General features: G+C 68.0%; 22 protein-coding genes. 5 read left to right on the top strand and 17 right to left on the bottom strand.

What is annotated here, in order from left to right:
* Positions 1 to 73 precede the first annotated feature (73 nt).
* Positions 74 to 1,108 (top strand): ribose-phosphate pyrophosphokinase, encoded by a 1,035-nt coding sequence (locus tag BLQ14_RS02315; RefSeq protein ID WP_092497755.1) that lies wholly within the window; start codon positions 74 to 76, stop codon positions 1,106 to 1,108.
* A gap of 24 nt (positions 1,109 to 1,132) precedes the next feature.
* Here the strand turns inward: BLQ14_RS02315 and BLQ14_RS02310 are convergent, their stop codons facing one another.
* From BLQ14_RS02310 to BLQ14_RS02280, 7 genes are all read right to left on the bottom strand, one after another.
* A complete protein-coding gene (locus BLQ14_RS02310; protein WP_092497753.1) occupies positions 1,133 to 1,483 on the bottom strand; it encodes an H-type lectin domain-containing protein in 351 nt (116 codons plus the stop codon).
* 153 nt (positions 1,484 to 1,636) lie between these two features.
* On the bottom strand, positions 1,637 to 2,044 hold the full coding sequence (locus tag BLQ14_RS02305; protein WP_092497751.1) for a F0F1 ATP synthase subunit epsilon: 408 nt from the start codon (positions 2,042 to 2,044) through the stop codon (positions 1,637 to 1,639).
* Positions 2,045 to 2,071: 27 nt separating this feature from the next.
* The gene (atpD, locus tag BLQ14_RS02300) at positions 2,072 to 3,496 is read right to left on the bottom strand and encodes a F0F1 ATP synthase subunit beta (RefSeq protein ID WP_092497749.1); all 1,425 of its coding nucleotides are present in this window, start codon (positions 3,494 to 3,496) and stop codon (positions 2,072 to 2,074) included.
* A gap of 18 nt (positions 3,497 to 3,514) precedes the next feature.
* Positions 3,515 to 4,396, bottom strand: coding sequence for a F0F1 ATP synthase subunit gamma (locus BLQ14_RS02295; protein ID WP_092497747.1), 882 nt, complete (start codon positions 4,394 to 4,396; stop codon positions 3,515 to 3,517).
* A gap of 24 nt (positions 4,397 to 4,420) precedes the next feature.
* Positions 4,421 to 5,959 (bottom strand): F0F1 ATP synthase subunit alpha, encoded by a 1,539-nt coding sequence (gene atpA, locus BLQ14_RS02290; RefSeq protein WP_092497745.1) that lies wholly within the window; start codon positions 5,957 to 5,959, stop codon positions 4,421 to 4,423.
* Positions 5,960 to 6,520: a F0F1 ATP synthase subunit delta gene (locus BLQ14_RS02285; protein WP_092498328.1), complete on the bottom strand. Its 561-nt coding sequence runs from the start codon at positions 6,518 to 6,520 to the stop codon at positions 5,960 to 5,962.
* Positions 6,521 to 6,823: 303 nt separating this feature from the next.
* The gene (locus BLQ14_RS02280) at positions 6,824 to 7,567 is read right to left on the bottom strand and encodes a class I SAM-dependent methyltransferase (protein ID WP_092497743.1); all 744 of its coding nucleotides are present in this window, start codon (positions 7,565 to 7,567) and stop codon (positions 6,824 to 6,826) included.
* A 62-nt stretch (positions 7,568 to 7,629) separates the two neighbouring features.
* Here BLQ14_RS02280 and gloB point away from each other — a divergent pair, with 62 nt between their 5' ends.
* The 3 genes from gloB to BLQ14_RS02265 all read left to right on the top strand — a co-directional run bounded on the left by gloB (position 7,630) and on the right by BLQ14_RS02265 (position 12,088).
* Positions 7,630 to 8,397 (top strand): hydroxyacylglutathione hydrolase, encoded by a 768-nt coding sequence (gene gloB, locus BLQ14_RS02275; RefSeq protein WP_092498326.1) that lies wholly within the window; start codon positions 7,630 to 7,632, stop codon positions 8,395 to 8,397.
* Positions 8,398 to 8,722: 325 nt separating this feature from the next.
* Positions 8,723 to 11,041, top strand: coding sequence for an ATP-dependent Clp protease ATP-binding subunit ClpA (gene clpA / locus BLQ14_RS02270; protein ID WP_092497741.1), 2,319 nt, complete (start codon positions 8,723 to 8,725; stop codon positions 11,039 to 11,041).
* Positions 11,042 to 11,059: 18 nt separating this feature from the next.
* Positions 11,060 to 12,088, top strand: a complete 1,029-nt coding sequence (locus BLQ14_RS02265) for a M23 family metallopeptidase (RefSeq protein WP_245656856.1) — start codon at positions 11,060 to 11,062, stop codon at positions 12,086 to 12,088.
* Positions 12,089 to 12,094: 6 nt separating this feature from the next.
* On the opposite strand, the gene BLQ14_RS02260 is transcribed toward BLQ14_RS02265, so the two are convergent.
* The 3 genes from BLQ14_RS02260 to BLQ14_RS02250 form a co-directional block, all read right to left on the bottom strand.
* Positions 12,095 to 15,397 carry a peptidoglycan -binding protein gene (locus BLQ14_RS02260; RefSeq protein WP_092497739.1) on the bottom strand — a complete coding sequence of 1,101 codons (3,303 nt, stop codon included), beginning with the start codon at positions 15,395 to 15,397 and terminating at the stop codon, positions 12,095 to 12,097.
* A gap of 3 nt (positions 15,398 to 15,400) precedes the next feature.
* Complete coding sequence (locus BLQ14_RS02255; RefSeq protein ID WP_092497737.1) at positions 15,401 to 16,630, bottom strand: biopolymer transporter ExbB; 1,230 nt, start codon at positions 16,628 to 16,630, stop codon at positions 15,401 to 15,403.
* Positions 16,631 to 16,712: 82 nt separating this feature from the next.
* Entirely contained in the window at positions 16,713 to 17,288 is a 576-nt protein-coding gene (locus BLQ14_RS02250; RefSeq protein WP_245656854.1) for a gamma-glutamylcyclotransferase, read from the bottom strand.
* Positions 17,289 to 17,333: 45 nt separating this feature from the next.
* Here BLQ14_RS02250 and BLQ14_RS02245 point away from each other — a divergent pair, with 45 nt between their 5' ends.
* Complete coding sequence (locus BLQ14_RS02245; protein WP_092497735.1) at positions 17,334 to 18,281, top strand: DUF2125 domain-containing protein; 948 nt, start codon at positions 17,334 to 17,336, stop codon at positions 18,279 to 18,281.
* 21 nt (positions 18,282 to 18,302) lie between these two features.
* On the opposite strand, the gene BLQ14_RS02240 is transcribed toward BLQ14_RS02245, so the two are convergent.
* From BLQ14_RS02240 to BLQ14_RS15655, 7 genes are all read right to left on the bottom strand, one after another.
* Positions 18,303 to 19,268 carry an extensin-like domain-containing protein gene (locus tag BLQ14_RS02240; RefSeq protein WP_092497733.1) on the bottom strand — a complete coding sequence of 322 codons (966 nt, stop codon included), beginning with the start codon at positions 19,266 to 19,268 and terminating at the stop codon, positions 18,303 to 18,305.
* The gene (locus BLQ14_RS02235) at positions 19,265 to 20,182 is read right to left on the bottom strand and encodes a prephenate/arogenate dehydrogenase family protein (RefSeq protein WP_092497731.1); all 918 of its coding nucleotides are present in this window, start codon (positions 20,180 to 20,182) and stop codon (positions 19,265 to 19,267) included. The genes BLQ14_RS02240 and BLQ14_RS02235 overlap by 4 nt, the downstream gene beginning before the upstream one ends.
* Positions 20,179 to 21,270 (bottom strand): histidinol-phosphate transaminase, encoded by a 1,092-nt coding sequence (gene hisC / locus BLQ14_RS02230; RefSeq protein ID WP_092497729.1) that lies wholly within the window; start codon positions 21,268 to 21,270, stop codon positions 20,179 to 20,181. The genes BLQ14_RS02235 and hisC overlap by 4 nt, the downstream gene beginning before the upstream one ends.
* Before the next feature lie 67 nt (positions 21,271 to 21,337).
* Complete coding sequence (locus BLQ14_RS02225) at positions 21,338 to 21,871, bottom strand: TIGR00645 family protein (RefSeq protein WP_092497727.1); 534 nt, start codon at positions 21,869 to 21,871, stop codon at positions 21,338 to 21,340.
* 85 nt (positions 21,872 to 21,956) lie between these two features.
* Positions 21,957 to 22,577, bottom strand: a complete 621-nt coding sequence (rpsD, locus tag BLQ14_RS02220) for a 30S ribosomal protein S4 (protein WP_092497725.1) — start codon at positions 22,575 to 22,577, stop codon at positions 21,957 to 21,959.
* A 194-nt stretch (positions 22,578 to 22,771) separates the two neighbouring features.
* Positions 22,772 to 23,680, bottom strand: coding sequence for a Hint domain-containing protein (locus tag BLQ14_RS02215; protein WP_342670223.1), 909 nt, complete (start codon positions 23,678 to 23,680; stop codon positions 22,772 to 22,774).
* A 36-nt stretch (positions 23,681 to 23,716) separates the two neighbouring features.
* Entirely contained in the window at positions 23,717 to 23,899 is a 183-nt protein-coding gene (locus BLQ14_RS15655) for a hypothetical protein (protein ID WP_342670222.1), read from the bottom strand.
* Between the last annotated feature and the right edge of the window lie 12 nt (positions 23,900 to 23,911).

Below are 23,911 nucleotides of genomic sequence, written 5' to 3'. Positions count from 1 at the left end.
AATGAGCGTATCGGGGTGATAAGCGGTGTCAACGTCACGAATCCGTCATATCCCGCTGCCACGGACACTTCCCATGCGACTGACCTCCGAACCCAAGCTCATCGCGGGCAATGCCAACCGTACCCTGGCCCGTGCCATCGCCCGGCGCATGTCCATGCATCGCGGCATGTCGGTTGACCTTGTCGATGCGCGCGTCGAACGCTTCAACGATCAGGAAATCTTCGTCGAGGTTTTCGAGAACGTCCGCGGCGAGGACATGTACATCATCCAGCCGACCTCCAAGCCCGCGAATGACAACCTGATGGAACTCCTGATCATGACCGACGCGTTGCGCCGGTCATCGGCGGCGCGGATCACCGGCGTGATTCCCTATTTCGGCTACGCCCGGCAGGACCGCCGCACCAAGGCGCGCACGCCGATCTCGGCCAAACTCGTGGCCAACATGATGGTCGAGGCCGGGATCGAGCGGGTGCTGACGATGGATCTGCACGCCGCCCAGATCCAGGGGTTCTTCGACATCCCCGTCGACAACCTTTACGCCTCGCCCGTGTTCGCGCTTGACATCATGCATGTCTTCCGCGGCCGGCTGAACGAAGTGACCGTGGTCTCGCCTGACGTCGGCGGCGTGGCACGGGCCCGGGAGCTGGCCAAGCGCATTGGCTGCGCCCTGGCGATCGTCGACAAGCGCCGCGAGAAGCCCGGCGAAGTCGCCGAGATGACCGTCATCGGCGACGTGAAGGACAAGATCTGCATCATCGTCGATGACATCGTCGATACCGCGGGCACGCTGTGCAAGGCGGCCGAAGTGCTGATCGAGAACGGCGCCAGCGAGGTGCACTCCTACATCACCCACGGCGTGCTCTCCGGTCCGGCGGTCGAGCGCATCGAGAACTCGGTGATGAAGACCCTCGTCATCACCGACACCATCGAACCGACCGAGGCCGTGCGCCGCGCCTCCCGCATCCGCATCGTTCCGGTTGCCCCGGTCTTCGCGCAGGCGATCATAAACATCTGGAACGGAACGTCGGTGTCCTCGCTGTTCGACAGCACCACTCTGGAGCCGATCTACGAAGGTCTCTACTCGCACCTGCCCGAGGAGGTGACCTGAGGCGCCGGCCGAAGGCGCGCGCGGTCAGTCGATATCCCAGTCGTCCGGGTGGCGCGCCTCGCCCATGGCGAGCCAGTCGGCGCGGACGCGGGCAACGCGCGTATCGCCCCAGGTGCGGAACACGAGCTCGAAGCCCGTCGCCGTTACGTTCTCCGCCCGCAGGTCGGTGCGGTGGTTGCGTGCGTGGTCAAGGTCGAGCATCGAAAGCGAGACATGCACGACCGGCGCCCCTCGGAAGGGCTCGGAAAACCGGATCGGGCGGCGGCTCTCGCGCGGGCCTTCGCCCGTCCACATCTCGCCCTCATGCTGAAAGTCTGAAAACATCAGTTCCGAGCCCTGATCGAGCCCGATGAGATAGTTTCGAAGCTTCTTCATCTGCGTACCTGCCCTTACGGCAAGTTGCACCGGAAAGACGGCGCAATTGCGGCATTTCTCCGCACAATGACCACAAGGAAGCCGGCCCCACAAGAAACGGGCCGCGTGCTGTGCCGCGGCCCGTCAATTCCTTGCCGGTGGCGCAATACCACGTCAGGCGTAGGAAACGCCCAATGACTCGGCCAGCGCCCGGATATCGGCCAGAGTCTTCTCGGCAATATCGACGCGGGTCCCCGTTGCCTCCGCACGGAACGCCTCGGCAGCGGCCATGAGCTCGGCGATGAACTCCCGCGTCACCTCGTCGCGCGGCATCGCCCGTTCGGCGAGCACCGACGCGCCTTCGGGGCCGATCTCGGCGAACCCGCCCGAGACGACAAAGTCAACCGCGCCGTCCGGCCCGTTTGCGGCCACCACCCCCGGCCGCAGCGTGGTGACGACCGGCATGTGGCCGGGATAGGCGGTCATGTCGCCCTCGGCGCCGGGGATCAGAACGGAGCCGGCCTGCATCGAGGCCAGTCTCCGCTCGGGCGCCACAAGGTCGAACTGCATCGTGTCAGCCATGTCGGCTCCCCTGTCTCACGCCGCCCGTCAGGCCGCCTCCGCGGCCAGACGCTCGGCCTTGGCGATCACGTCGTCGATGTCGCCAACCATGTAGAAGGCGGCCTCCGGCAGGTGGTCGAACTCGCCGGCAACAACGCGCTTGAAGCTGTCGATCGTCTTCTCGAGCGGCACCTGCACGCCCGGATGGCCGGTGAACACCTGCGCCACGTCGAAGGGCTGGGACAGGAAGCGCTGGATCTTCCGCGCGCGGGCCACGATGAGCTTGTCCTCTTCGGAAAGCTCATCCATGCCGAGAATGGCGATGATGTCCTGAAGCGCCTTGTAACGCTGCAGGATCGCCTGCACGTCGCGGGCCACCTGATAGTGCTCCTCGCCGACGATGGCCGGGTCGAGGATCCGCGAGGTCGAATCGAGCGGGTCCACGGCCGGGTAGATGCCGAGCTCGGCGATCTGGCGCGAAAGCACGGTCGTCGCGTCGAGGTGGGCAAACGAGGTCGCCGGCGCCGGGTCGGTGAGGTCGTCGGCGGGCACGTAGATGGCCTGCACCGAGGTGATCGAACCGGCCTTCGTCGAGGTGATCCGCTCCTGCAGCGCGCCCATGTCGGTGGCCAGCGTCGGCTGGTAGCCCACCGCCGAGGGGATGCGGCCAAGAAGTGCCGACACCTCCGAACCCGCCTGGGTAAAGCGGAAGATGTTGTCGACGAAGAACAGCACGTCGGTGCCGGACTCGTCGCGGAACTTCTCCGCCAGCGTCAGTCCGGTCAGCGCCACGCGGGCACGCGCCCCCGGCGGCTCGTTCATCTGGCCATAGACCAGCGCCACCTGGCTTTTCTCCAGATCGTCGAGCTTGATAACGCCCGATTCGATCATCTCGTGGTAGAGGTCGTTGCCCTCACGGGTCCGCTCGCCCACGCCGGCAAACACCGAGTAGCCCGAGTGCACCTTGGCGATGTTGTTGATCAGCTCCATGATGAGCACGGTCTTGCCCACGCCGGCGCCGCCGAAGAGGCCGATCTTGCCGCCCTTGGCGTAGGGCGCGAGCAGGTCCACCACCTTGATGCCGGTCACGAGGATCTCCGACTCGGTCGCCTGCTCCTCGAAGGAGGGGGCGGGCTGGTGGATCGGGCGGTATTCGGTGGCCTTGACCGGGCCCTTCTCGTCAACCGGCTCGCCGATGACGTTGAGGATGCGGCCGAGCGTCGCGCTGCCCACCGGCACGGAGATCGGCCCGCCGGTGTCCACCACCTCCTGGCCGCGCACGAGGCCCTCGGTGGCGTCCATGGCGATGCAGCGCACGGTGCTCTCGCCGAGGTGCTGGGCAACCTCGAGCACCAGCCGGTTGCCGTGGTTGTCGGTCTCGAGCGCGTTCAGGATCGGCGGCAGCTCGCCGTCGAAGTGCACGTCCACCACGGCGCCGATCACCTGGGTCACGTGTCCCTTTGCCTTTGCCATTGAAAAGTCTCCGTATCCTTAGAGCGCCTCGGCGCCCGAGATGATTTCGATGAGTTCCTTGGTGATCGCCGCCTGCCGCGAGCGGTTGTACTGGATCGTCAGCTTGTCGATCATCTCGCCGGCGTTGCGGGTGGCGCTGTCCATCGCGCTCATCCGCGCGCCCTGCTCGGAAGCGGCGTTTTCGAGCAGCGCCGAGAAGATCCGCGTGGCCACGCCCTTCGGCAGCAGCTCCTTCAGGATCTCCTCCTCATCGGGTTCGTAATCATAGAAGGCGGAGGCCTGCGCCCCGGCTTCCTCGCCCTCCTCGAAGGCCGCGGGGATCACCTGCTGCTCGGTCGGGATCTGGGAGATCACCGACTTGAAGGTGTTGAAGAAGATCGTGCAGACGTCAAACTCGCCCGCCTCGAAGCGGGAAAGAATGTCATGCGCGATCTCGCGGGCGTTCTCGTAGCCCACGTTGCGCACGCCGCCGAGGTCGACATGGCCCACGAACAGCTTGGCGTATTCGCGCTTGAGCTGCTCGCGGCCCTTCTTGCCCACCGTCAGGATCTTCACCGTCTTGCCCGCGGCCAGCAACTCCTGGATGCGGCTGCGCGCGAGGCGCACGATCGAGGAGTTGAAGCCGCCGCACAGCCCCCGCTCGGCGGTCATCACCACCAGAAGGTGGGTCTGGTCGCTGCCGGTTCCCACCAGCAGCCTGGGCCCTTCGCCGGTGGCCCGGGCGGTTGCCGACAGGCGGGCCATCAACGCACCGAAGCGCTCCGCATAGGGCCGGGCGTTTTCGGCCGCCTCCTGGGCGCGCCGCAGCTTGGCCGCCGCCACCATCTGCATGGCACGGGTGATCTTCCGCGTCGACTTGACGCTTTCGATCCTGATCTTCAGATCCTTCAGGCTTGGCATGGATCAGCCTCCAACCTTTCCGGATTACACGAAGTCGGCGGCGTATTCGTCGATCGCGGCCTTGATCTTCTCTTCCAGCTCACCGGCAACCTTGCGGTCGTTGTAGGTGATGTCGTCCAGAAGGTCCTGGTGCTTGCCCCGCAGATGGGCCAAGAGCCCGCGCTCGAAACGGCCCACGTCGCGCACCGGCAGCTTGTCGAGATAGCCGTGGGTGCCGGCATAGATGACGCAGACGATCTCGGCGTTGGTCAGCGGCGAGTACTGCGGCTGCTTCATCAGCTCGGTCAGGCGCGCGCCGCGGTTCAGAAGCCGCTGGGTGGCGGCGTCGAGGTCGGAGCCGAACTGGGCAAAGGCGGCCATCTCGCGGTACTGGGCAAGCTCCAGCTTCACCGTGCCGGCCACCGACTTCATCGCCTGGGTCTGCGCGGCCGAGCCCACCCGGCTCACCGAAAGGCCCGTGTTTACCGCCGGGCGGATGCCCTGGTAGAACAGCTCGGTCTCGAGGAAAATCTGACCGTCGGTGATCGAGATCACGTTGGTCGGGATGTAGGCCGACACGTCGCCCGCCTGCGTCTCGATGATCGGCAACGCGGTGAGCGAACCGGCGCCATAGTCCTCGTTGAGCTTCGCGGCGCGCTCCAGAAGACGCGAATGCAGGTAGAACACGTCGCCCGGATAGGCTTCGCGCCCCGGCGGACGGCGCAGCAAGAGCGACATCTGACGATAGGCGACGGCCTGCTTGGACAGGTCGTCGTAGATGATCAGCGCATGACGGCCGCTGTCGCGGAAATACTCGCCCATCGCGCATCCGGCATAGGGCGCCAGGTACTGCATCGGCGCGGGCTCTGAAGCGGTCGCGGCGACGACGATGGAGTACTCCATCGCGCCGGTTTCCTCGAGCTTCTTGACCAGCTGGGCCACGGTCGAGCGCTTCTGCCCGACCGCGACATAGACGCAGTAGAGCTTCTTCGATTCGTCGTCACCGGCGGCTTCGTTGTAGCTCTTCTGGTTCAGGATGGTGTCGAGCGCCACCGCGGTCTTGCCGGTCTGGCGGTCGCCGATGATCAGCTCCCGCTGGCCGCGCCCGATCGGGATCATCGCGTCGATCGCCTTCAGCCCGGTGGCCATGGGCTCATGGACCGACTTGCGGGGGATGATGCCGGGAGCCTTGACGTCGGCGACGCGCCGCTCCTTGGCCTCGATCGGCCCCTTGCCGTCGATCGGGTTGCCCAGCGCGTCGACGACGCGGCCGAGCAGGGCCTCGCCCACCGGCACGTCCACGATCGAGTTGGTGCGCTTGACGATGTCGCCTTCCTTGATGTCGCGGTCGTTGCCGAAGATCACGATGCCGACGTTGTCGACCTCGAGGTTGAGGGCCATGCCGCGGATGCCGCCGGAGAACTCCACCATCTCGCCGGCCTGCACATTGTCGAGCCCGTAGACCCGCGCGATGCCGTCGCCCACGCTCAGCACCCGGCCGACTTCGGCGACCTCGGCTTCCTGACCGAAGTTCTTGATCTGCTCCTTGAGGATGGCAGAAATTTCAGCAGCTTGGATCGCCATTTATCCGACCTCTTTCATCATGTTCTGCATGTGGGCGAGCTTGGACCGGATCGACGTGTCGACCATCCGCGAGCCCACCTTGACCACCAGACCGCCGATGAGGCTCTCATCGACGGCCGCATTGATCCTGACCTCCTTGCCCACGGCCGCCTTGAGCGCCTTGGCAAGCTTTTCAGACTGCGCCTTGGTCAGGGGCTTGGCCGAGAACACCTCCGCCGAAACCTCGCCCTTTTCCTCGGCGATCATGTTTCTGAGCGCCCGCACGAGCTGCGGAAGCACGAAGAGCCTGCGCTTGGAGGCCATCAGCCCCAGCGTGTTGACCATGATCTTCGAGAGGCCGATCTTCTCGGCCACCGCCTGCACCGCGCGCGCCTGCTCCTCGCGCGAGTAGATCGGCGAGTTGATCAGCCGCCGGAACTCCGCACTCTCGGCGAGGATGCTCTCCAACAGGTCGATATCCGCCTCGAGCGCGGGCAGGGCCTTGTCTTCCTTCGCCAGCTCGAAGACGGCCGTGGCATAGCGTTGCGCGATGCCCATGGAAAGCGAAGCTGTTTCGGACACGTCCACCCCTTCGACTACATCGGCCCGCGCGAGCCCCCTGACGGGCGCAGGCACAAGCCACGGCTGCGACGCGCCGGAGGGCGCGCCCTCGAAATCGGCGCCGCTGTAGCAGAGGGCCGCCGATGCCGCAACAGCGAAGAACACGTGATCGTGAGCCGCGCGCCCCTGAAAACAGGTTCGCACGCCCGCGATCGGCCCTGTTCCGGGCGATTTGCCGCACCATCAGCCCGCGCAGGCGACGATTTCTGCATGCGATTGCATACCTTTCGCTCAACCAGCGTCAAGCCGGCCGACGGGCCGCCCTCAGACCGGCTTCGCCTCCGGCTGGCCGATCCCTTCGAGCACCTGAAGCGGGCGGCGGCGCGTCACCCTTTCGCCGGGCGGGCGGGCCACCACCTGCTTGCTGGCCTCCACCATCAGCGCACCGCCGGCGAATCGGGGCGAGAAGCGCTGCCCGATCCGTTCGACAAGCCCGCCCGACCGCAACCAAAAGCCCCTGCGCGACGGTGGCTGGAAGAGCGCTGCCAGATGCCGCTCGGGCATGAAGCCATGGCTGCGCAGCTGCCCTTCGAGCTGGCCCAGGGTGTAGGGTCGGCCGAAGCCGAAGGGCGTCGCATCGCTGCGCGACCACAACCCGCCCCGGTTCGGAACGATGAAGACGGCTCGCCCCCCCGGCGCCAGAACGCGCCAGCACTCCTCGAGCAGCCGCCCCGGATTTTCCGAGGTCTCGAGTCCATGCAGCATCAGCACCCGGTCGGCCGTCTCCGTCTGCAGGGGCCAGAGCGTTTCCTCGCACAGCACCGATACATTCGGGCGACCGGCCGGCCAGGCCATCACGCCCTGCTGACCGGGCATGAGCGCGATCACCCGGCGCGCCTCGCCGAGGTAGGGGCGCAGCAGCGGCACCGCAAAACCGAAGCCGACGACCGTCTGCCCCCTCGCGTTCGGCCACAGGCGCAGGAGCTGATCGCGCACCGCGCGCTGAGCCGCCCGGCCCAGACCCGTGCGGTAATAGAATGTGCGCAGATCCAGCACGTCGAGGTGCATTGCAGCGCGCCTCCTTCCGCGCAAAGCTCAGCGCCACAATAGCCGAAGCCGGAGGAATGACCATGCCCGCAGAGATCGTGACCGTCCCCTGCCTGACCGACAATTACGCCTTTCTGCTGCATGACGCCGGCAGCGGCGCCTGCGCCGTGATCGATGTGCCGGAGGCCGAACCGGTCATCGCGGCGCTCGATGCGCGGGGTTGGCGGGCGAGCCACATTCTCATCACCCATCACCACGCCGACCACGTGCAGGGCGTGAGCGACGTCGCTGCGGCCACGGGCGCCGTCGTTGTCGGCGCTGCGGCTGACGCTCATCGCCTGCCGCCGCTCGACCGCGCCGTGGCCGAGGGCGACCGTATCGACGTGGGCGGCATCCAGCTTGAGGTGATCGAGGTTCCCGGTCACACCCTCGGTCATGTCGCCTTCGACGCCCCCGCGGCCGGCGCGGTTTTCACTGCCGACAGCCTGATGGCCCTCGGTTGCGGACGGCTGTTCGAGGGCACGCCGGCGCAGATGTGGTCGAGCCTGATGAAGCTCGCCGCCCTGCCCGACGACCGGCTTGTGTGCTCGGGGCACGAATACACGGAAGCCAACGCCCGCTTCGCCCTCACGATCGAGCCCGACAATCCCGAACTGCGCCGCCGCGCCGCCGAAGTGCACGCGGCACGCGCCGCCGGTCGGCCGACCGTGCCTTCCCGCCTCGGCGAGGAAAAGGCGACAAACCCGTTCCTTCGGGCGCATCTGCCTCAGGTGAAGCGCGCCCTCGGCATGGAAGGCGCCGACGACGTGGCCGTATTCGCCGAGATCCGAGCGCGCAAGGACCGTTTCTGAGCAGCCTCGTGACAGCCGCGCGTGTCAAGGGGCCAGCCATTGAATGCGCGGGGTCCGGACCCCACATTCACGGGTGTCGAGCCGCATGGTCGCCGCAGAGGGGCGGCCCTTCCCGACAGAATGGGCAAAGCCGCAACGACGGGTGCCCGCCGCAAGATGCGCGGCGTCTCCCTGCCCGCAGGGGCTCACGGAAAGTTTGTCGCCACGGGGGCGAAGAATTTTCTTGAAGCGCGGCGAATAAAACCGAACTTTAATATCCAGAGGCCACGGTGGGGCGCGGGGCCAAGGCTCCGGGCCCGCCCAGATCAACGAGGAGCATGTAAGCGTGCCGTCTTTCTCCCACACCCTTGAGCAAGCCATTCACGCCGCGCTGGCCCACGCCAACGCCCGGCGCCACGAACTGGCGACGCTCGAGCATCTCTTGCTGGCGCTGATCGACGAACCGGACGCCGCCAAGGTGATGAAGGCGTGCAACGTCGATCTCGAAGCGCTCCGCAAGACGCTCATCGAATTCATCGAGGATGACCTCTCCACCCTCGTCACCGATGTCGAGGGGTCGGAGGCGGTGCCCACCGCCGCGTTCCAGCGGGTCATCCAGCGGGCCGCGATCCACGTCCAGTCTTCCGGCCGGAACGAGGTGACGGGAGCCAATGTCCTGGTGGCGATCTTCGCCGAGCGCGAGTCGAACGCCGCCTATTTCCTGCAGGAGCACGACATGACCCGCTATGACGCGGTGAACTTCATCGCCCACGGCGTGGCGAAGAACCCGTCATACGGCGAGTCCCGCCCGGTGACCGGCGCCGACGACACCCATGAAGAGGAGCAGTCCCAGGCCGAGGACGGCAAGGAATCGGCCCTGGCGAAGTATTGCGTCGATCTCAACGCCAAGGCGCGCAAGGGCGATGTCGACCCGCTGATCGGCCGCGAACACGAGGTGGAACGCTGCATTCAGGTGCTGTGCCGCCGGCGCAAGAACAACCCGCTTCTGGTCGGTGATCCCGGCGTGGGCAAGACCGCCATCGCCGAGGGGCTGGCGCGCAAGATCGTGCAGGGCGAGACGCCCGACGTGCTGAAGAACGCCACCATCTATTCCCTCGACATGGGCGCGCTCCTTGCCGGAACGCGCTACCGGGGCGATTTCGAGGAGCGGCTCAAGGCCGTCGTCGCCGAGCTCGAGAACCACGAGGATGCCATCCTGTTCATCGACGAGATCCATACGGTGATCGGTGCGGGCGCGACCTCGGGCGGGGCAATGGACGCCTCCAACCTGCTCAAGCCCGCGTTGCAGGGCGGCAAGCTGCGCTGCATGGGGAGCACCACCTACAAGGAGTTCCGCCAGCACTTCGAGAAGGATCGCGCGCTGTCGAGGCGCTTCCAGAAGATCGACGTGAACGAGCCGTCGGTGGAAGACACGGTGAAGATTCTGAAGGGGCTGAAGCCGTATTTCGAGAAGCACCACGACATCAAGTACACCAATGACGCGATCCGCACCGCGGTGGAGCTGTCGGCGCGCTACATCAATGACCGCAAGCTGCCTGACAAGGCCATCGACGTGATCGACGAGGCCGGCGCGGCGCAGCATCTGGTGGCCGAATCCAAGCGCCGCAAGACGATCGGCGCGAAGGAGATCGAGGCGGTGGTGGCAAAGATCGCCCGCATCCCGCCCAAGAACGTCTCCAAGGACGATGCCAAGGTGCTGAAGGACCTCGAGGCCAATCTCAAGCGCGTGGTCTTCGGTCAGGATGCCGCCATCGAGGCGCTGGCAAGCGCGATCAAGCTCGCCCGCGCCGGGCTGCGCGAGCCCGAGAAGCCGATCGGCAACTACCTGTTCGCCGGGCCCACCGGCGTCGGCAAGACGGAGGTTGCCCGCCAGCTGGCCGACCTTCTGGGCGTGGAGCTCCTGCGCTTCGACATGTCCGAGTACATGGAGAAGCACGCGGTCTCCCGGCTGATCGGCGCACCGCCGGGCTATGTCGGCTTCGATCAGGGCGGCCTTCTGACGGACGGGGTGGACCAGCACCCGCACTGCGTGCTGCTGCTCGACGAGATCGAGAAGGCACACCCGGATGTCTACAACATCCTTCTGCAGGTGATGGACCACGGCAAACTCACCGACCACAACGGCCGGCAGGTGGACTTCCGCAATGTGATCCTGATCATGACCTCGAACGCGGGCGCTGCCGAACAGGCGAAGGCCGCCATCGGCTTCGGGCGCGACCGGCGCGAGGGCGAGGACACGGCGGCGATCGAGCGCACCTTCACGCCGGAGTTCCGCAACCGGCTTGACGCGATCATCAGCTTCGCGCCGCTCTCACGCGAGGTGATCCTGCAGGTGGTCGAGAAGTTCGTCCTCCAGCTCGAAGCGCAGCTGATGGACCGCGGCGTGAGCATCGACCTGACCCCGGAGGCGGCCGACTGGCTGGCCGAGAAGGGCTATGATGACAAGATGGGCGCGCGCCCGCTTGGCCGCGTGATCCAGGAGCACATCAAGAAGCCGCTGGCCGAAGAGCTCCTTTTCGGCAAGCTGGCGAAGGGCGGGGTCGTGCGCGTGGGCGTCAAGGATGGCGAGATCGCGCTCGACATCGTCTCGGCCCAGCCGCCACGCCTCGGCAGCCGCAAGCCGCCGCTTCTGACGGCGGACTGAGCCGAGCGCGGGGGCGACGTGCCCCGGACCGGCATTGTCACAGGCGTCGCCGCGCTCGCGGCGGCGCCCTTTCTGTTCGCAGCGCCCATTGCCGCCCAGACACCGGCCGCCCCCGAGGCGCCGCCGCCCCGGCTCGCCTTTCCCGTCGACTGCACGCTCGGGAAGGACTGTTTCGTTCAGAATTACGTCGACCGCGATCCCGGGCCGGGCTTTCTCGATTTCGCCTGCGGTCCGCTCGGCTATGACGGTCACCGCGGCACCGACATCGCCCTGCCGGACCTGGCGGCGATGCGCCGCGGCGTCGCCGTGCGCGCCGCCGCCGCCGGACTGGTGCGCGCGACGCGCGACGGAATGGCGGACAGTCACGACCCGGCAGAGGCGTTGCACGTGCCTTCGGACCGGGCCTGCGGCAACGGCGTGGTGATCGACCATGGCGAAGGGTGGGAGACGCAGTATTGCCATCTCGCCAATGGCAGCGTTGCCGTGCGAGCGGGGGATCGCGTCGCCGCCGGCGATACGATCGGCCGCGTGGGCATGAGCGGGCGGGCGGAGTTTCCGCACCTGCACATATCGCTTCGCCACGACGGGGCGCCGGTCGATCCATTCCGCCCCGGCGCCTTCAGCCCCGATCGTTGCGCGCCGCCCGAGGGGGCCACGCCGAGCCTGTGGCTGGAGCCCTTCCCCTATCGGCCGGGCGGCTTCGTGAGCGCGGGTTTTGCCGACCGCGTGCCGGAATTCATGGAGATCAAGGAAGGTACGGCCGCCGCCGCTTCGCTTGCCGCAAGAGCCCCCGCGCTGGTCTTCTGGGTTCACCTCTTCGGGGTGCGCGCGGGCGACCGGCTGGAGCTCTCCCTGACCGGACCGGAGGGCCAGACGCTCGTGGTGCAGTCCTTCGCGCTCGACCGCACCCAGGCGCGCCTGTTTCGCGCCAGCGGGCGACGCGCCCCGCCGCAGGGCTGGGCCGCAGGCAGCTACCGCGGCACCGCCGCGCTCTGGCGCGGCAATCAGGTCATCGACCGCATGGAGGCCGCCGTGGCCGTGCGCTGAGCGGCGTCAACGCTCGGTCAACTTCAGCTCGATGCGGCGGTTGCGGGCGTATGCCTCTTCAGTATCGGCCGGGTCGATGGGCTGATATTCTCCGAAGCCGGCGGCGGCCAGGCGGTGCGGATCAAAGCCAAGCTCGTCGACCATGTAGCGCACCACCGAAGCTGCGCGGGCCTGGCTGAGTTCCCAGTTGTCGCGGAAGCGCGCACCCGGCGCCAGCGGCCGGCGGTCCGTGTGGCCGTCAACCCGAAGAACCCAGTCGATGGAGTCGGGAATGCGATCCTTCACGCGGTCAAGGATCTCCACCACCTTGGCGATCTGCCGCTTGCCCTCCTCGGTGAGGTCCGCCGACCCGGACGGGAACAGCACCTGCGAGGAGAACACGAAGCGGTCGCCGACGATCTCCACGCCCTCGACACCACCGAGCACCTTGCGCAGCTCACCGAAGAACTCCGAGCGGTAGGTTTCAAGCTGCTGCTCGAGCTGTTCCTTTTCGCGCCGGAGTCGCTCGGCCTCGGCAGCCTCGAGTTGGGCGCGCCGGCGCTCCTCGGCCGCTGCGCGTGCCAGCGCCATGTTGAGCTGCTGACCGAGCGTTTCGATCCGCACCTGCGCCGCCTTCTCGCGCTCGGCGGCCTCGTCGAGCAATGCCTGAAGGCTGCCAAGCTGCGCCCGCAGCGCCGCCACCTCCTGGCGGAGCGCCTCCATCTTGCGCTGCCCCTCGAGAAGTTCGGCATTCTTCCGCGACAGCTCGTCCTCGGCGAGCTCCAGCAGCCGCGCCCTTTCGCTGGCCTGATCGCGGGCGCGGCTCGCGGCCTCCTCAAAACGCTCGCGCGCGGCCAGCGCCGCCGCCAACCGGTTGCGCAACTCCTGCTCGTCGTCGATCTCGGCGCGCAGCGCCTCGAGCTCGGCCTTCAGAGCGGCGATCTGATCGTCGCGCGCATCGGTCGCCGCTTCCGCCTCCTGCTTCGCCGCCAGCGCCGCCTGCAGGCGCTCGGTCAGATCCTTCTGCGCCTCCCGGGCGGCCGCCAGCAGCGTGAGCGTCTCCTCCGCCCGTCTGCGCTCCTCCTCCAGAACCAGCGTCATCGCGGCAAGCTCGTCCTGCGCGTTGGCCAGCTCCCTGCGCAGCCGCTCCGCCGCCGCAGCCTCGGCAAGACGGGCCTTCTCCTCCTCCGACAGCCGCGCCTCGCGCTCGGCCAGCCTTTGCCGCAACGCCTCGGCTGCGGCGCGTTCGGCCAGAAGGTCGCGCTCGCGCTCCGAAAGCTCCTGCTGAGCACTTTCGAGACGCTTGCGAAGCTCCTCGGCCGCCGCGGCCTCGGCAAGGCGCGCCGCCTCGGCCTCGTCGATCCTTGCGCCTGCTTCCTCCAGCTTGCGGCGCAAGTCTTCAAGCGCGGCCTCGGCGGCCACGCGCTCGGCCTCGCCGGCGTCAAGCCGCGCCTGCAATTCCTCGAGCCTTCGGCGCAGGTTCTCGACGGCGGCACGCTGGGCGAGTTCGGCCGCTTCGGCCTGCGACAGCGCGGCGCCCGTCTCCTCCAGCTGGCGGCGCAGCGATTCGACCGTCGCCGCCTCGGCGAGGCGCGCCTGTTCCTCCTCGCTGAGCGTGCTCCGCGCATCCTCAAGCTCCCGGCGCAGCGACTCGATGGTGGCCTGGAGAACGAGCCTTTCGGCCTCTTCCTCGGCGAGCCGGTCGGCGAGCCCCTCGAGCTGGCGGCGCAACGCCACCGCCGCCGCCTCGCTGGCGAGCCTTGCCGCCTCCTGCTCGGAAAGGCGCGTTTCGGTTTCCTCGAGCTGGCGGCGCAGAGCCTCGAGCGCCGCCTGTTCGGCAAGCCGCGCCGCCTCATCGGCATCAAGCGCTTCCCGAAGCCGCATCACCTGCGCCTGCAGTTCTGCCGCCTTGGCCTCAGCGGCTTCGCTCGCGCGTGACGCCGCCTGAAGCTCGGCGCGGGCACGCTCAAGCTCGCCCCTCAGCGCTTCGGCCTGCGAATTGGCCCTGTTGCGCGCCTCCTCGCTCTCGGCCAGCGCCGCGCGCAGCGACTCGAGCATCGCCAGCCTTTCCTCGGCGCTCGCTGTCGCCGCACCGAGCGACTGGCGAAGCGCTTCGGCCTTCTGTTCGGCGGTCGCAAGCGCGCCTTGAAGGCGCGACGCCTCGGCGCGCGCGGCGTCGCGGGCTGCGATCTCCCGCGACAGTTCCGCCTGCAGCCGGACGATATCCGCCCGCATCGCGGCGGCATCGCCTTCAAGCCCTTGGCGCGCGGCCTCGGCCGCGGTCAGCAGCTCCTGCAAGCGCGCCAGACGCTCGCTCAGCTCCTCGCGCCGCAGCTCGGACTGCGCGAGGCGCGCCTCGAGCTCCGCAAGACGGGCGCTGAGTTCCTCCCGGGCGGCGGCTCCGGCATCGCGCGCGGCGGCGGTCTCCTTCAGCTCGGCCTCGGTGGCCGCGAGCCTCTGGCTCAGCGCCATCAGCTGGGCGGTGAGATCCTCCCGGCTCTCGGTTTCCTCCGCGAGGGCCGCCTGCAGGGAAAGGATCTGCTCACGCAGCGAGACGTTGTCGCCGGCCACGTTCTGACGCGCCGAGCGCTCGGCGGTCAGGGCGGCCTGCAATGCGGCAAGGCGCGCGTTGGCCTCCTCGTTCGCGCCCTTGGCCGCGTCCAGCGCCGCAAGCGTCTCGGCCAGCGACGCCTCACGCGCCTCGAGCCGGTTGCGCAGATCGGCAATCAGCGCCTCGAGCGCCTCGCGGCGGGCCGCAGCAAGACGCGCCGCCTCCGCCTGGGCGTCGATCTCCTCGCGGGCCTTGGCCAGCGCCAGCTGCAACGCCTCGCGTTCGTCCAGACGGCGGGCATTTTCTCCCTTCAGCGCTTCAAGGTCGGCGGCAAGAGCCGCACCCTCGGCACGCGCGCTGTCGCGCTCGGCCAGCAGCGAGGCGACCTGTTCCTCGAAGCTCGCGATGCGCGCGGCCTGATCCGCGATCCTCGCCTCGCCTGCAGCGATCGTCTGGCGCAGACGGCCGATCAATTCGGCCTGAGCGGCACCTTCGGCCCGCGCGTCGGACAGCGCCGCGCGCAATGCCTCGACATCCTGTTCCAGCGTGAAGGCGCGCTGCTGCTCGAGGCCGAGCGCGCGCGAAAGTTCGGCAAGCTCGGCATGCAGCTGGTCAAGCTCGGAGTCGCGGCCGATGATTTCTTCGCGCAGGACGAACTGCACAACCATGAAGATCGTCAGCACAAAGAACAGGACCAGCAGAAGCCCCGTCATCGCATCGACAAAACCCGGCCAGATGTTGCCGGAGACGCGATTGACGGCGCGCCGGTTCAGCCCCACGACCTAGCCCCTGTTCGCGCCGACCGACGCGCGATCGGCTCCGCCGTCGCCACCGGCCGCCGCACGGCTCTGGGCTTCGGCAAGCTCCCGCACCGCCCGTGTGAGTGCGGCAAGGTCGGCGCGCAGTTCCGCGGCAATCTCCTGGCGTCCGGCAGACATCTCCTCGAGGATGCGCAGAAGCTGCACGTCGATCGAGCGCAGACGCATGCGGCTTTCGGCATCGACATGAGCGCCCGCGGCCGTGGCCTCCAGCACCTCGGTCAGCCGCTCTTGCGCGGCGGCGACGCGCCCGAGGGCCGCGCCCGTGGCGGCGGGGTCGGCATCGAGCTTCGCCGTCAGCCCCTCGATGGCGCCGGCGAGCCCCGAGATACGCTCCTCGAGTGCCGCGCGCGATGCGTCGGCCTGCGCGAACATGCCGCGCATGGCCTCGATCTGCTCGGCCATGTGGTCGAGCACCGCCGAGACGATGCCGATATCGCTGCCCGTGCCGTCCCCGTCACTGGCAAAGCCCAGTCGCGTGATCGACGAAAGCCACTCCTCGAGTTCGCGATAGAAACGGTTCTGACCGTGACCGGCGATAAGCTCGAGCAATCCCACCACGAGCGAGCCCGCAAGGCCCAGAAGCGAGGACGAAAAGGCGATGCCCATGCCGCCGAGCTGTTTCTCGAGGCCGCCCATCAGGCGGTTGAAGATTTCAAGCCCGCTCTCGTCTCCCTGCGGCGCGAGCGAGCGGATCGTCTCCACCACCGCGGGCACCGTTGTTGCAAGCCCGAAGAAGGTGCCGAGAAGGCCGAGGAAGATCAGAAGGTTGACAATGTAGCGCGTGATGTCGCGCACCTCGTCGATGCGGCTCGCCACCGAGTCGAGAATGGAGCGCGCCGAGCTCGGCGATATGTGCCGATGCGGGCCGCGCGTGCGCATGAGCGCCGCCATCGAGGCCAGAAGCCTGGGCGGCTTGATCTGGTCGTGACCGGGGCGGTTGGCGGCGAAACCGACGATCCACCTGACCGATGCCACCTGCTGGTAGACCTGCCAGAAACAGGCGAGCACGCCGATCACGAACACCACTGCGATGGCTCCGTTGAGCCAGGGGTTGGCAAGAAAGACGGATGAAACCCGCGGCCAGGCGACATAGGCGCCCGCAAGCACAAGGCCGAGCGCCACCAGCATCATGAGAAGCTGGCGAACAGGCTGGGAGAAATACGGCTCGGCCTCGCGATCCGGCTGGTCCATCTGGACGTGTCCTGGCCCGGTCATCTGGCCCACCAAGATAGGGTGGAACCGGGAAACTGCCAACACGCAATATCGCGGCAGATCACACCGCCGCGATCGCCCGAACGCGCGCCGCGAGCCAGGTCAGCTCCTTGTCCTCGATGCCCAGTTCTTCCAGATGCGCGGCGGTGTTGAAAAGGTATTCGGTGTTGGGTCCGCGCCCGCCCCGCGCACGGGCAATGATGCGCGCCTGTTCCTCGAGCGGCAGGCCGCCGCAGTACTGCACATGGTTGCGGTCGATCACATAGACCACCGCTTTCACCTCGCGCCCGTCGGCAAGGCGTACGGGCATCACCCGCTCGAGATAGGCCGAGGAGATGAGCTCGCGCGCCCTGAGCTCCTCGAGCACCCGCGCGCGCTCCGCCTCCGGCACGCGAAAGGCCAGGCCGTGGCAACGCGCGCCCGGCTTCTCGTCGAGCGCAAGCACCAGCCCCGGCCGCTCGGGCGTTCCGCGGTGGTGAATCGAACGCATGCAGAAGCCGCGCGCATAGCCCGAGAGCTCGGCGACCGCGCGCTCGGCCGGGGAAAACCCCGGATTCCACATCAGCGAGCCATAGCCGAAGACCCACAGGGGCTCGAGCTGCTCGGCTTCGGGTGTAATGACGCTGGCCCAGTCCATCACCGGCCTATATGCACCTTGCAGCGGCGATGAGAAGGGGCGGCAATGCGGATTCTGTTCGGGCTTGTGCTGGCTGCGGCCATCGCCTGGGGTGGCTGGTGGTTCGTGGCCAGCCGGGCGGCGGAGGCGGCGCTCACAAACTGGCTCGAGGCACGCTCCGAGGCCGGAGAAACGGGCTGGCGCGTCCATCACGAGGGAATCGCCCTCGCCGGCTTTCCCAACCGCATCGACTTTCAGATCAGCCGGCCGCGCATCGAGTGGCCCGGGCATGGCGTGAGCTGGTCGGCCCCGTTCCTGCAGATCTTCGCCCTGAGCTACAGGCCGCATCACCAGATCATCGTCTGGCCCGGAGAGCAGCTGCTCACGGTCGCCGGCGAGCAGCTTTCCGTGAGCACTGACGACATGCGGGCCAGCATCACCTTCATTCCCAAGGCCAGCCCCGAGCTCGATCGGGTCGTGATGGTGGCAAAGTCCCCGCGGGTCGAGAGCGCGCGCGGCCTGCGTGCTGCGGCCGGCACGCTGCGCCTCGCCACGCGCCCCGGCGCGGCACGGCCGCTTGCCCGCGATCTGGCGCTGGAGGTGACCGATCTCTCCGTTTCCGCCCCGGCGATGCCCATGCCGTCACCGTCCGGCACGCTGCATGTGGAGATGACCGCGACACTCGACCGCCCGCTTGACGGAGCGGCGCTCGCCGGGGCGCCCCCGCGTGTGCGCGCCATCGAGATTACCTCGGCCTATCTGCGCTGGGGGCCCCTGCGGCTTGACGCCAGCGGACAGGTGGAGCGCGACGCCACCGGAGGGCTCGTCGGCGAGGTGGCGCTGTCGTCCGACAATTGGCCCGCGGCTCTGGCGCTGCTTGGCGCAACGGGGATCATGGCGGGGCGCGACCTGGCACTCCTGAAAAGCCTGACCGAGAGCGACCCGACGCTCATGTTCGACATTCGTGGCGGCGCGCTCTGGCTCGGCCCGCTGCGCCTGGCCACGCTCCCATGAGGCGCGGCCGCTTGGCGCGGGTCAGCGGCAATAGGGGCCGCTGCGATGGCGCGCGGTGTCGAGATGAAGGTGATCCTGATGGTAGCGGTCGGCATCGGGACCGAGAACCGTCCCGAAGGGGCCGCAGGCACCGGCATGCATGCGGCGCAGAAGCGGCCCCTGAAACTGGTCGCGCCACCCCTTCAGCACGGTCAGCGAGACACCGTTCTTCAGATTGATGGCCGAAATGTCCACCGCCCTGCCCTTGCCATGCTCGGAGATCTTGGCGCCAGGCCTGCTGTTGCGCGTGCGGCAGGAGTAGCTCGCGATCACCCTGATCGAGGCGACGCCGCCCCCCAGCCGCCCCACGGTTGGCTTGACGCTGCCCTGAACCCAGCTCTTGAGCGCCTTGGCGGTGGTGCAATCCATGATCGCGCCTTGCGTCAGCGGCACGCCCGCGACCTCGGTCACGCGCACGGGCCTGGCCACGCCGCAGGCCTGAAGCCGGCCCTTGATCGGGGCCAGCGTCTCGCCGCGAATTGCCCGATCGCCGCAGATCGGGCCGCTCTTCCCGGTGACAAGCGGGGCCGGAGTTCTCTGGGCGACGGCGCTGGCCCGCAGGACACGCGCCCTTCCAATCCCGTCGGGGCGCGGCTCGGGGCGCGGCGAAAGCCGCACCGCAGCCCCCGACGCCGCGAGCACCACCTGCGCCCGCTCCGCCGGGTCGGGCACCGGCGCGCTGCCCGTGCGCAGCGGCAGAAGGCGCACCGCCGCGGCAACCCGGCGGGCGATCACGTCCTCGGGCCGCGAAGGCGGCCGCGGCGAGACTGCCACGACGGGCGCTGCCAGCGGGCTGCCCGACGCGCGCACCTCGCGCAGCGCGGCTGGCGCAGAGGGCCTTACATGCGGAAAGAGCGAGCTTTCGGGCGCGCTGGCATCCCCGGTCGCGGGGACGGCCGGCGCAAGCAGCGCGGCCAGCAAGAGACCCGAAAGTACCGCCCGACTCACGTTTTCCTGATCCGCCCGAAATCCGGTGCCGGTGTGTCCTGCCCGGCTTCGATGATGCCGCGCCGGATCGCCCGCGTGCGGGTAAAGTAATCGAAAAGCATCTCGCCGTCACCCGTGCGGATGGCCCGTTGCAGCGCGAACAGCTCTTCGGTGAAGCGCCCGAGGATCTCGAGCGTGGCGTCCTTGTTGGTCAGGAACACGTCGCGCCACATCGTCGGGTCGGAAGCCGCGATGCGGGTGAAGTCGCGAAAGCCGGCGGCCGAGAACTTGATCACCTCGCTGTCGGTGACACGCTCGAGGTCGTCGGCCACGCCAACCATCGTGTAGGCGATGAGATGCGGCGCGTGGCTCGTGACGGCGAGCACCAGATCGTGATGGTCGGCGTCCATCGTCTCGACATTGCTGCCGAGCGCCTGCCAGTAGGCCGTGAGCCGGGCGAGTGCCTCGGCGTCGGTTTCCTCGTCGGGCACGAGCAGGCACCAGCGGTTGTCGAAGAGTTCGGCGAAGCCGGCCGCGGGGCCGGAGTGCTCGGTGCCGGCCAGAGGGTGGCCGGGAATGAAGTGCACCGTATCGGGCAGATGCGGCTTGACCGCGCGGATCACGTGACGCTTCACCGATCCCACGTCGGTGACGGTGGCGCCGGGCGCAAGCTCCGGCCCGATCTCGCGCGCCACCTGCCCCATCGCGCCGACCGGAACGGCGAGCACCACCAGATCGGCGCCCTGGACGGCCTCGGCCGCCGTCTCCACCACCCGGTGGCAAAAGCCGATCTGGCGCGCTTCCTCGCGCGTCTTCTCGGTGCGGGCGGTGCCGACGATCTCGCTCTTCATGCCCGCGCGTCGCATGGCATGGGCCATCGACGAGGCGATGAGCCCGAGCCCGATCAGCGCGACGCGCTTGTAATCCTCTCTCATGCGGTCGCTTCCCTGAAATCCCTGACCGCGGCAATCACCCGCCGCACGGCCTCTTCATCGCCCACGGTGATGCGCAGCGCCTCCGGCAGGCCGTAGCCCGCCACGCGGCGCACGATGATTCCCTCCCGCCGCAGCCAGGCGTCGCAGGCCTCGGCCTCCGCGGCGCTCGGGAAGCGGGCGAGCACGAAATTTGCCTGGCTGGTATCTGAAGGCACGCCGAGCCGCGCGAGCCCTTCGGCGAGCATGGCGCGAAGCCGGCGGTTTTCGGCCGCGCAACGGGCGGTATAGTCGCGGTCGCGGACTGCCGCCTCCGCCGCCGCGAGCGCCGGGCCGGAGACATTGAACGGCCCGCGAACACGGTTGAGCACGTCGATCACCGCGCGCGGCGCATATCCCCAGCCCACGCGCAGCCCGCCAAGGCCGTATATCTTGGAGAAGGTGCGCGTCATCACCACATTGTCGCGCGCCTCCACCAGCGCCGCGCCACCGTCATAATCCTCGACGAATTCGGCATAGGCGCCATCGAGCACCAGAAGCGCATGTTCGGGAAGGCCGTCGGCCAGGCGGGCCAGCGCATTGCCGCCGATCATGGTGCCCGTGGGGTTGTTGGGGTTGGCGATGAAGACAAGCCGCGTGCGTTCATTGGCGGCAGCGAGGATCGCCTCCACATCCGTGACGCGCTCGCGCTCGCGCACCTCAACCGGCGTCGCCCCCGCCGCCAGCGCCGAGATGCGATACATGGCAAAGCCGTGCTCGGTGTGGATCACCTCGTCGCCGGGGCCGGCATAGGCCTGACACAGAAGGCTGATGATCTCGTCAGACCCCGCGCCGCAGATGATCCGATCGGGGTCCAGCCCATGCACCTCGCCGATCGCCGCGCGCAAGGCGCGGTGGTCGGAGGAAGGGTAGCGGTGCAGGCTGCTCGCGCAGGCCTGATAGGCCTCGATCGCCTTGGGGCTCGGGCCGAAGGGGTTTTCGTTGGAGGAAAGCTTGAGCACTCGCTCGGGGGGGACACCAGGAAGCGCCGACTCCCCCCCTTCGTAAAGCGCGATATCGAGAATTCCCGGCTGGGGTCGTATGTCGGTCATGGACGGAAAACTCGCTGGTGCGCCGCATGCGCGCGGGCGCGGCGGAGGTGGTGACGACAGGCTCCGGCTAGTGGTTCGACGTTGCCCTTTCCTTCAGCCAGTCCATGGCGGCAAGCAAGACGCCGGAGACGACGAACACGAGATGCAGCGTGATGAGCCACCTGAGCCCTTCCCAGGAAATGCTCGTCTCGGTGCGCCCGATCTCCATGAACCGCTTGAGCAGGTCGATGCCGGAGATCGCCACGATCGAACCGATGAGCTTGATCTTGAGCCCCGAGAAATCGATCTTGCCCATCCACGTCGGTCTGTCTTCCCGCCCGCCGAGGTCGAACTTCGAGACAAAGTTTTCGTAGCCGGAGAATATGACGATCACCACGAGGTTCGCGACAAGGGCGATGTCGATGAGCGTGAGCGTGACGAGGATCGCATCCTGATACGGAAGCGACAGCGCCTTCGGCAGATAGCGGAGAAGATCGCGCAGAAAGACGACGAGAAGCAGCACGAGCAGGAGCGCAAGGCCCAGATAGACCGGCGCCAGAATCCAGCGCGAGGCAAAAAGCAGTCGCTCGAACCTCTCTTCCGTGCGGGTCTTGCCTGTCATCGCCATATCCTCCGATCTCGAGCAAGAAGAAGGGCCGCGCCCGGATGTCCGCGCGCGGCCCTTGGTGCCGGTCGCGAACCCGGTGTCAGTTCTTGGCGTAGAATTCCACGACGAGGTTCGGCTCCATCATCACCGGATAGGGCACATCCGCAAGCCCCGGCGTCCGCAGGAAGGTGGCGCGCATCTTGGAGTGGTCGACCTCGAGATATTCGGGCACGTCACGCTCGGGCGACTGCACCGCCTCGAGCACCAGCGCCATCTGCTTGGCCCGGTCGCGCACCTCGATCACGTCGCCCTCCTTCACGCGGTAGGAGGGGATGTTGACGCGACGGCCGTTGACCATGACATGGCCGTGGTTGACGAACTGGCGGGCGGCAAAGATCGTCGGCACGAACTTGGCGCGGTAGACCACGGCGTCAAGACGACGCTCGAGCAGGCCGATGAGAAGCTCGCCGGTGTCGCCGCGGCGCCGCTCGGCCTCGGCATAGATGCGGCGGAACTGCTTTTCGGTGATGTCGCCGTAGTAGCCCTTCAGCTTCTGCTTGGCGCGCAGCTGAAGCCCGAAGTCAGACATCTTGCCCTTGCGGCGCTGGCCATGCTGGCCGGGTCCGTATTCGCGGCGGTTGACCGGGGATTTCGCGCGACCCCAGATGTTCTCGCCCATCCGGCGGTCGATCTTGTACTTGGCAGACGTGCGCTTGGTCACGGCTGATCTCCTTCACTAGTTTCCTGCCGTCAGGGTGTCCCCTTCCGGCGATGAAGGGCGTTGTCCTCTGCCTTGCGGCCGACAGGCATCCCCTTGCGGGGGCCACCAACACCAGAGTTCCGGCCGGGCCGCGAAGCCCCGCCAGAGAGCGCGCTTATAGAGGTCGGAGCGAGGCTGTCAACAGCCCATGACGTTCAGTGCAGCGCCGGCGGGGCATGCAGCATGATCGCCGCCTCGGCGGCGTCGAGCGGCCTGCGGGCGAAGTCGCCATAGGCGAAAGGATCCCGCGCAAGCTCGGGCACGCGCGTGAAGAGCTCCGAGCGCTGGGCCTCGTCGATCGCCGAAAGCGGCATGCCGGCGGGGTGGAAGCTTTCCGTCTCGACACCGTTGGCCCAGACGATCTGATGCCGCTCCAGAAGCAGATGGACGTAAATGACCTCCCGGCTGCTCCGGTCAACGGTGACGCGCCGGTCGTCGATCAGGTCACGTGCCCGCACGAGAACCTCATCTTCGTTGAAAAGCGCGCGCGCCCGCGCGCCGCGCAGCAGGATGCGATGATCGGGCGAGACCAGAAGATCGCGCTCCGGCACCTCCCCCTCCTGGCCGATGCCGCCGCTACTGTCGCTGAGCGCGCCGGCCCGCAGACGCACCGGCCGCAGCTCGGGCTGTGCCTGCAGCCGCGCCCCGCTGATCCGCCGTCGGCCCACCCAGAGCACCGGCTGCGGCCCGCTGTCGCGCGTCAGCACCAGGTCACCCTCATCCAGAAGGCCCGCCGGCAGCGCCCCTTCCGGCGTGGCAATGAGCGTGTCGGGCGTGAAACAGATCACCGCGGAGGCTTCGGGCGCAACGCGTCTGAGCACGCCATCGGCCAGCATCAGCTGGCACACCCACAGGTCGCGCCCTTCAGGCGGCATCTCGTCCAGAAACATGAGAAGCGGCGACGCCTCGGGCAGCTCGATCAGCGTCGCGATCCAGCGCCGCCTGCCGTCGGTCACCGCGAAGCCCCGGTCGAGAAGCGGGGCGTCGGTTTCGTCGCGCGCCCCTTGGGTCACCGCGGCGTCGCCCTTCCCCCGGCGCCGCGCCATCGGCAGAACCGCGCCCATGCGCCTTGCCACGCCGCGCGCGGCGTGACGGCGAAGCTAACCCACCTCCTCGGCACCCGTGAGAACCAGCGGCCTGTCGGGCCCGTCAACCCGCACCGCGCGCCCGCGCCAGCGCCAATTGGCGCCCGTCACGAGAGCACTGGCTGGCGCGCCGGCCAACCCGTCGATCTCGGTCTGTGCCCAGGAGATGACGAACGTGCCGCGATAGCCCGTCGTCATGCCTGCTCTTTC

The sequence above is a fragment of the Meinhardsimonia xiamenensis genome (assembly GCF_900102905.1).
Lineage (GTDB): Bacteria > Pseudomonadota > Alphaproteobacteria > Rhodobacterales > Rhodobacteraceae > Meinhardsimonia > Meinhardsimonia xiamenensis.
Note: the sequence above shows the minus strand (reverse complement) of the source record. Positions and strands in the feature narration are given on the sequence as shown.

Bases quoted from the DNA above. Each gene is read 5' to 3' on its own strand.
- BLQ14_RS02250 (WP_245656854.1), bottom strand. From the start codon at position 17,288: ATGGACTGGGCCAGCGTCATTACACCCGAAGCCGAGCAGCTCGAGCCC.
- atpA (WP_092497745.1), bottom strand. From the start codon at position 5,959: ATGGCGATCCAAGCTGCTGAAATTTCTGCCATCCTCAAGGAGCAGATC.
- atpD (WP_092497749.1), bottom strand. From the start codon at position 3,496: ATGGCAAAGGCAAAGGGACACGTGACCCAGGTGATCGGCGCCGTGGTG.
- BLQ14_RS02245 (WP_092497735.1), top strand. From the start codon at position 17,334: ATGCGGATTCTGTTCGGGCTTGTGCTGGCTGCGGCCATCGCCTGGGGT.
- BLQ14_RS02255 (WP_092497737.1), bottom strand. From the start codon at position 16,630: ATGGACCAGCCGGATCGCGAGGCCGAGCCGTATTTCTCCCAGCCTGTT.
- BLQ14_RS02310 (WP_092497753.1), bottom strand. From the start codon at position 1,483: ATGAAGAAGCTTCGAAACTATCTCATCGGGCTCGATCAGGGCTCGGAA.
- BLQ14_RS02305 (WP_092497751.1), bottom strand. From the start codon at position 2,044: ATGGCTGACACGATGCAGTTCGACCTTGTGGCGCCCGAGCGGAGACTG.
- BLQ14_RS02225 (WP_092497727.1), bottom strand. From the start codon at position 21,871: ATGACAGGCAAGACCCGCACGGAAGAGAGGTTCGAGCGACTGCTTTTT.
- BLQ14_RS02315 (WP_092497755.1), top strand. From the start codon at position 74: ATGCGACTGACCTCCGAACCCAAGCTCATCGCGGGCAATGCCAACCGT.
- BLQ14_RS02215 (WP_342670223.1), bottom strand. From the start codon at position 23,680: ATGGGCGCGGTTCTGCCGATGGCGCGGCGCCGGGGGAAGGGCGACGCC.
- BLQ14_RS02280 (WP_092497743.1), bottom strand. From the start codon at position 7,567: ATGCACCTCGACGTGCTGGATCTGCGCACATTCTATTACCGCACGGGT.
- hisC (WP_092497729.1), bottom strand. From the start codon at position 21,270: ATGACCGACATACGACCCCAGCCGGGAATTCTCGATATCGCGCTTTAC.
- gloB (WP_092498326.1), top strand. From the start codon at position 7,630: ATGCCCGCAGAGATCGTGACCGTCCCCTGCCTGACCGACAATTACGCC.
- BLQ14_RS02235 (WP_092497731.1), bottom strand. From the start codon at position 20,182: ATGAGAGAGGATTACAAGCGCGTCGCGCTGATCGGGCTCGGGCTCATC.
- BLQ14_RS02295 (WP_092497747.1), bottom strand. From the start codon at position 4,396: ATGCCAAGCCTGAAGGATCTGAAGATCAGGATCGAAAGCGTCAAGTCG.
- BLQ14_RS15655 (WP_342670222.1), bottom strand. From the start codon at position 23,899: ATGACGACGGGCTATCGCGGCACGTTCGTCATCTCCTGGGCACAGACC.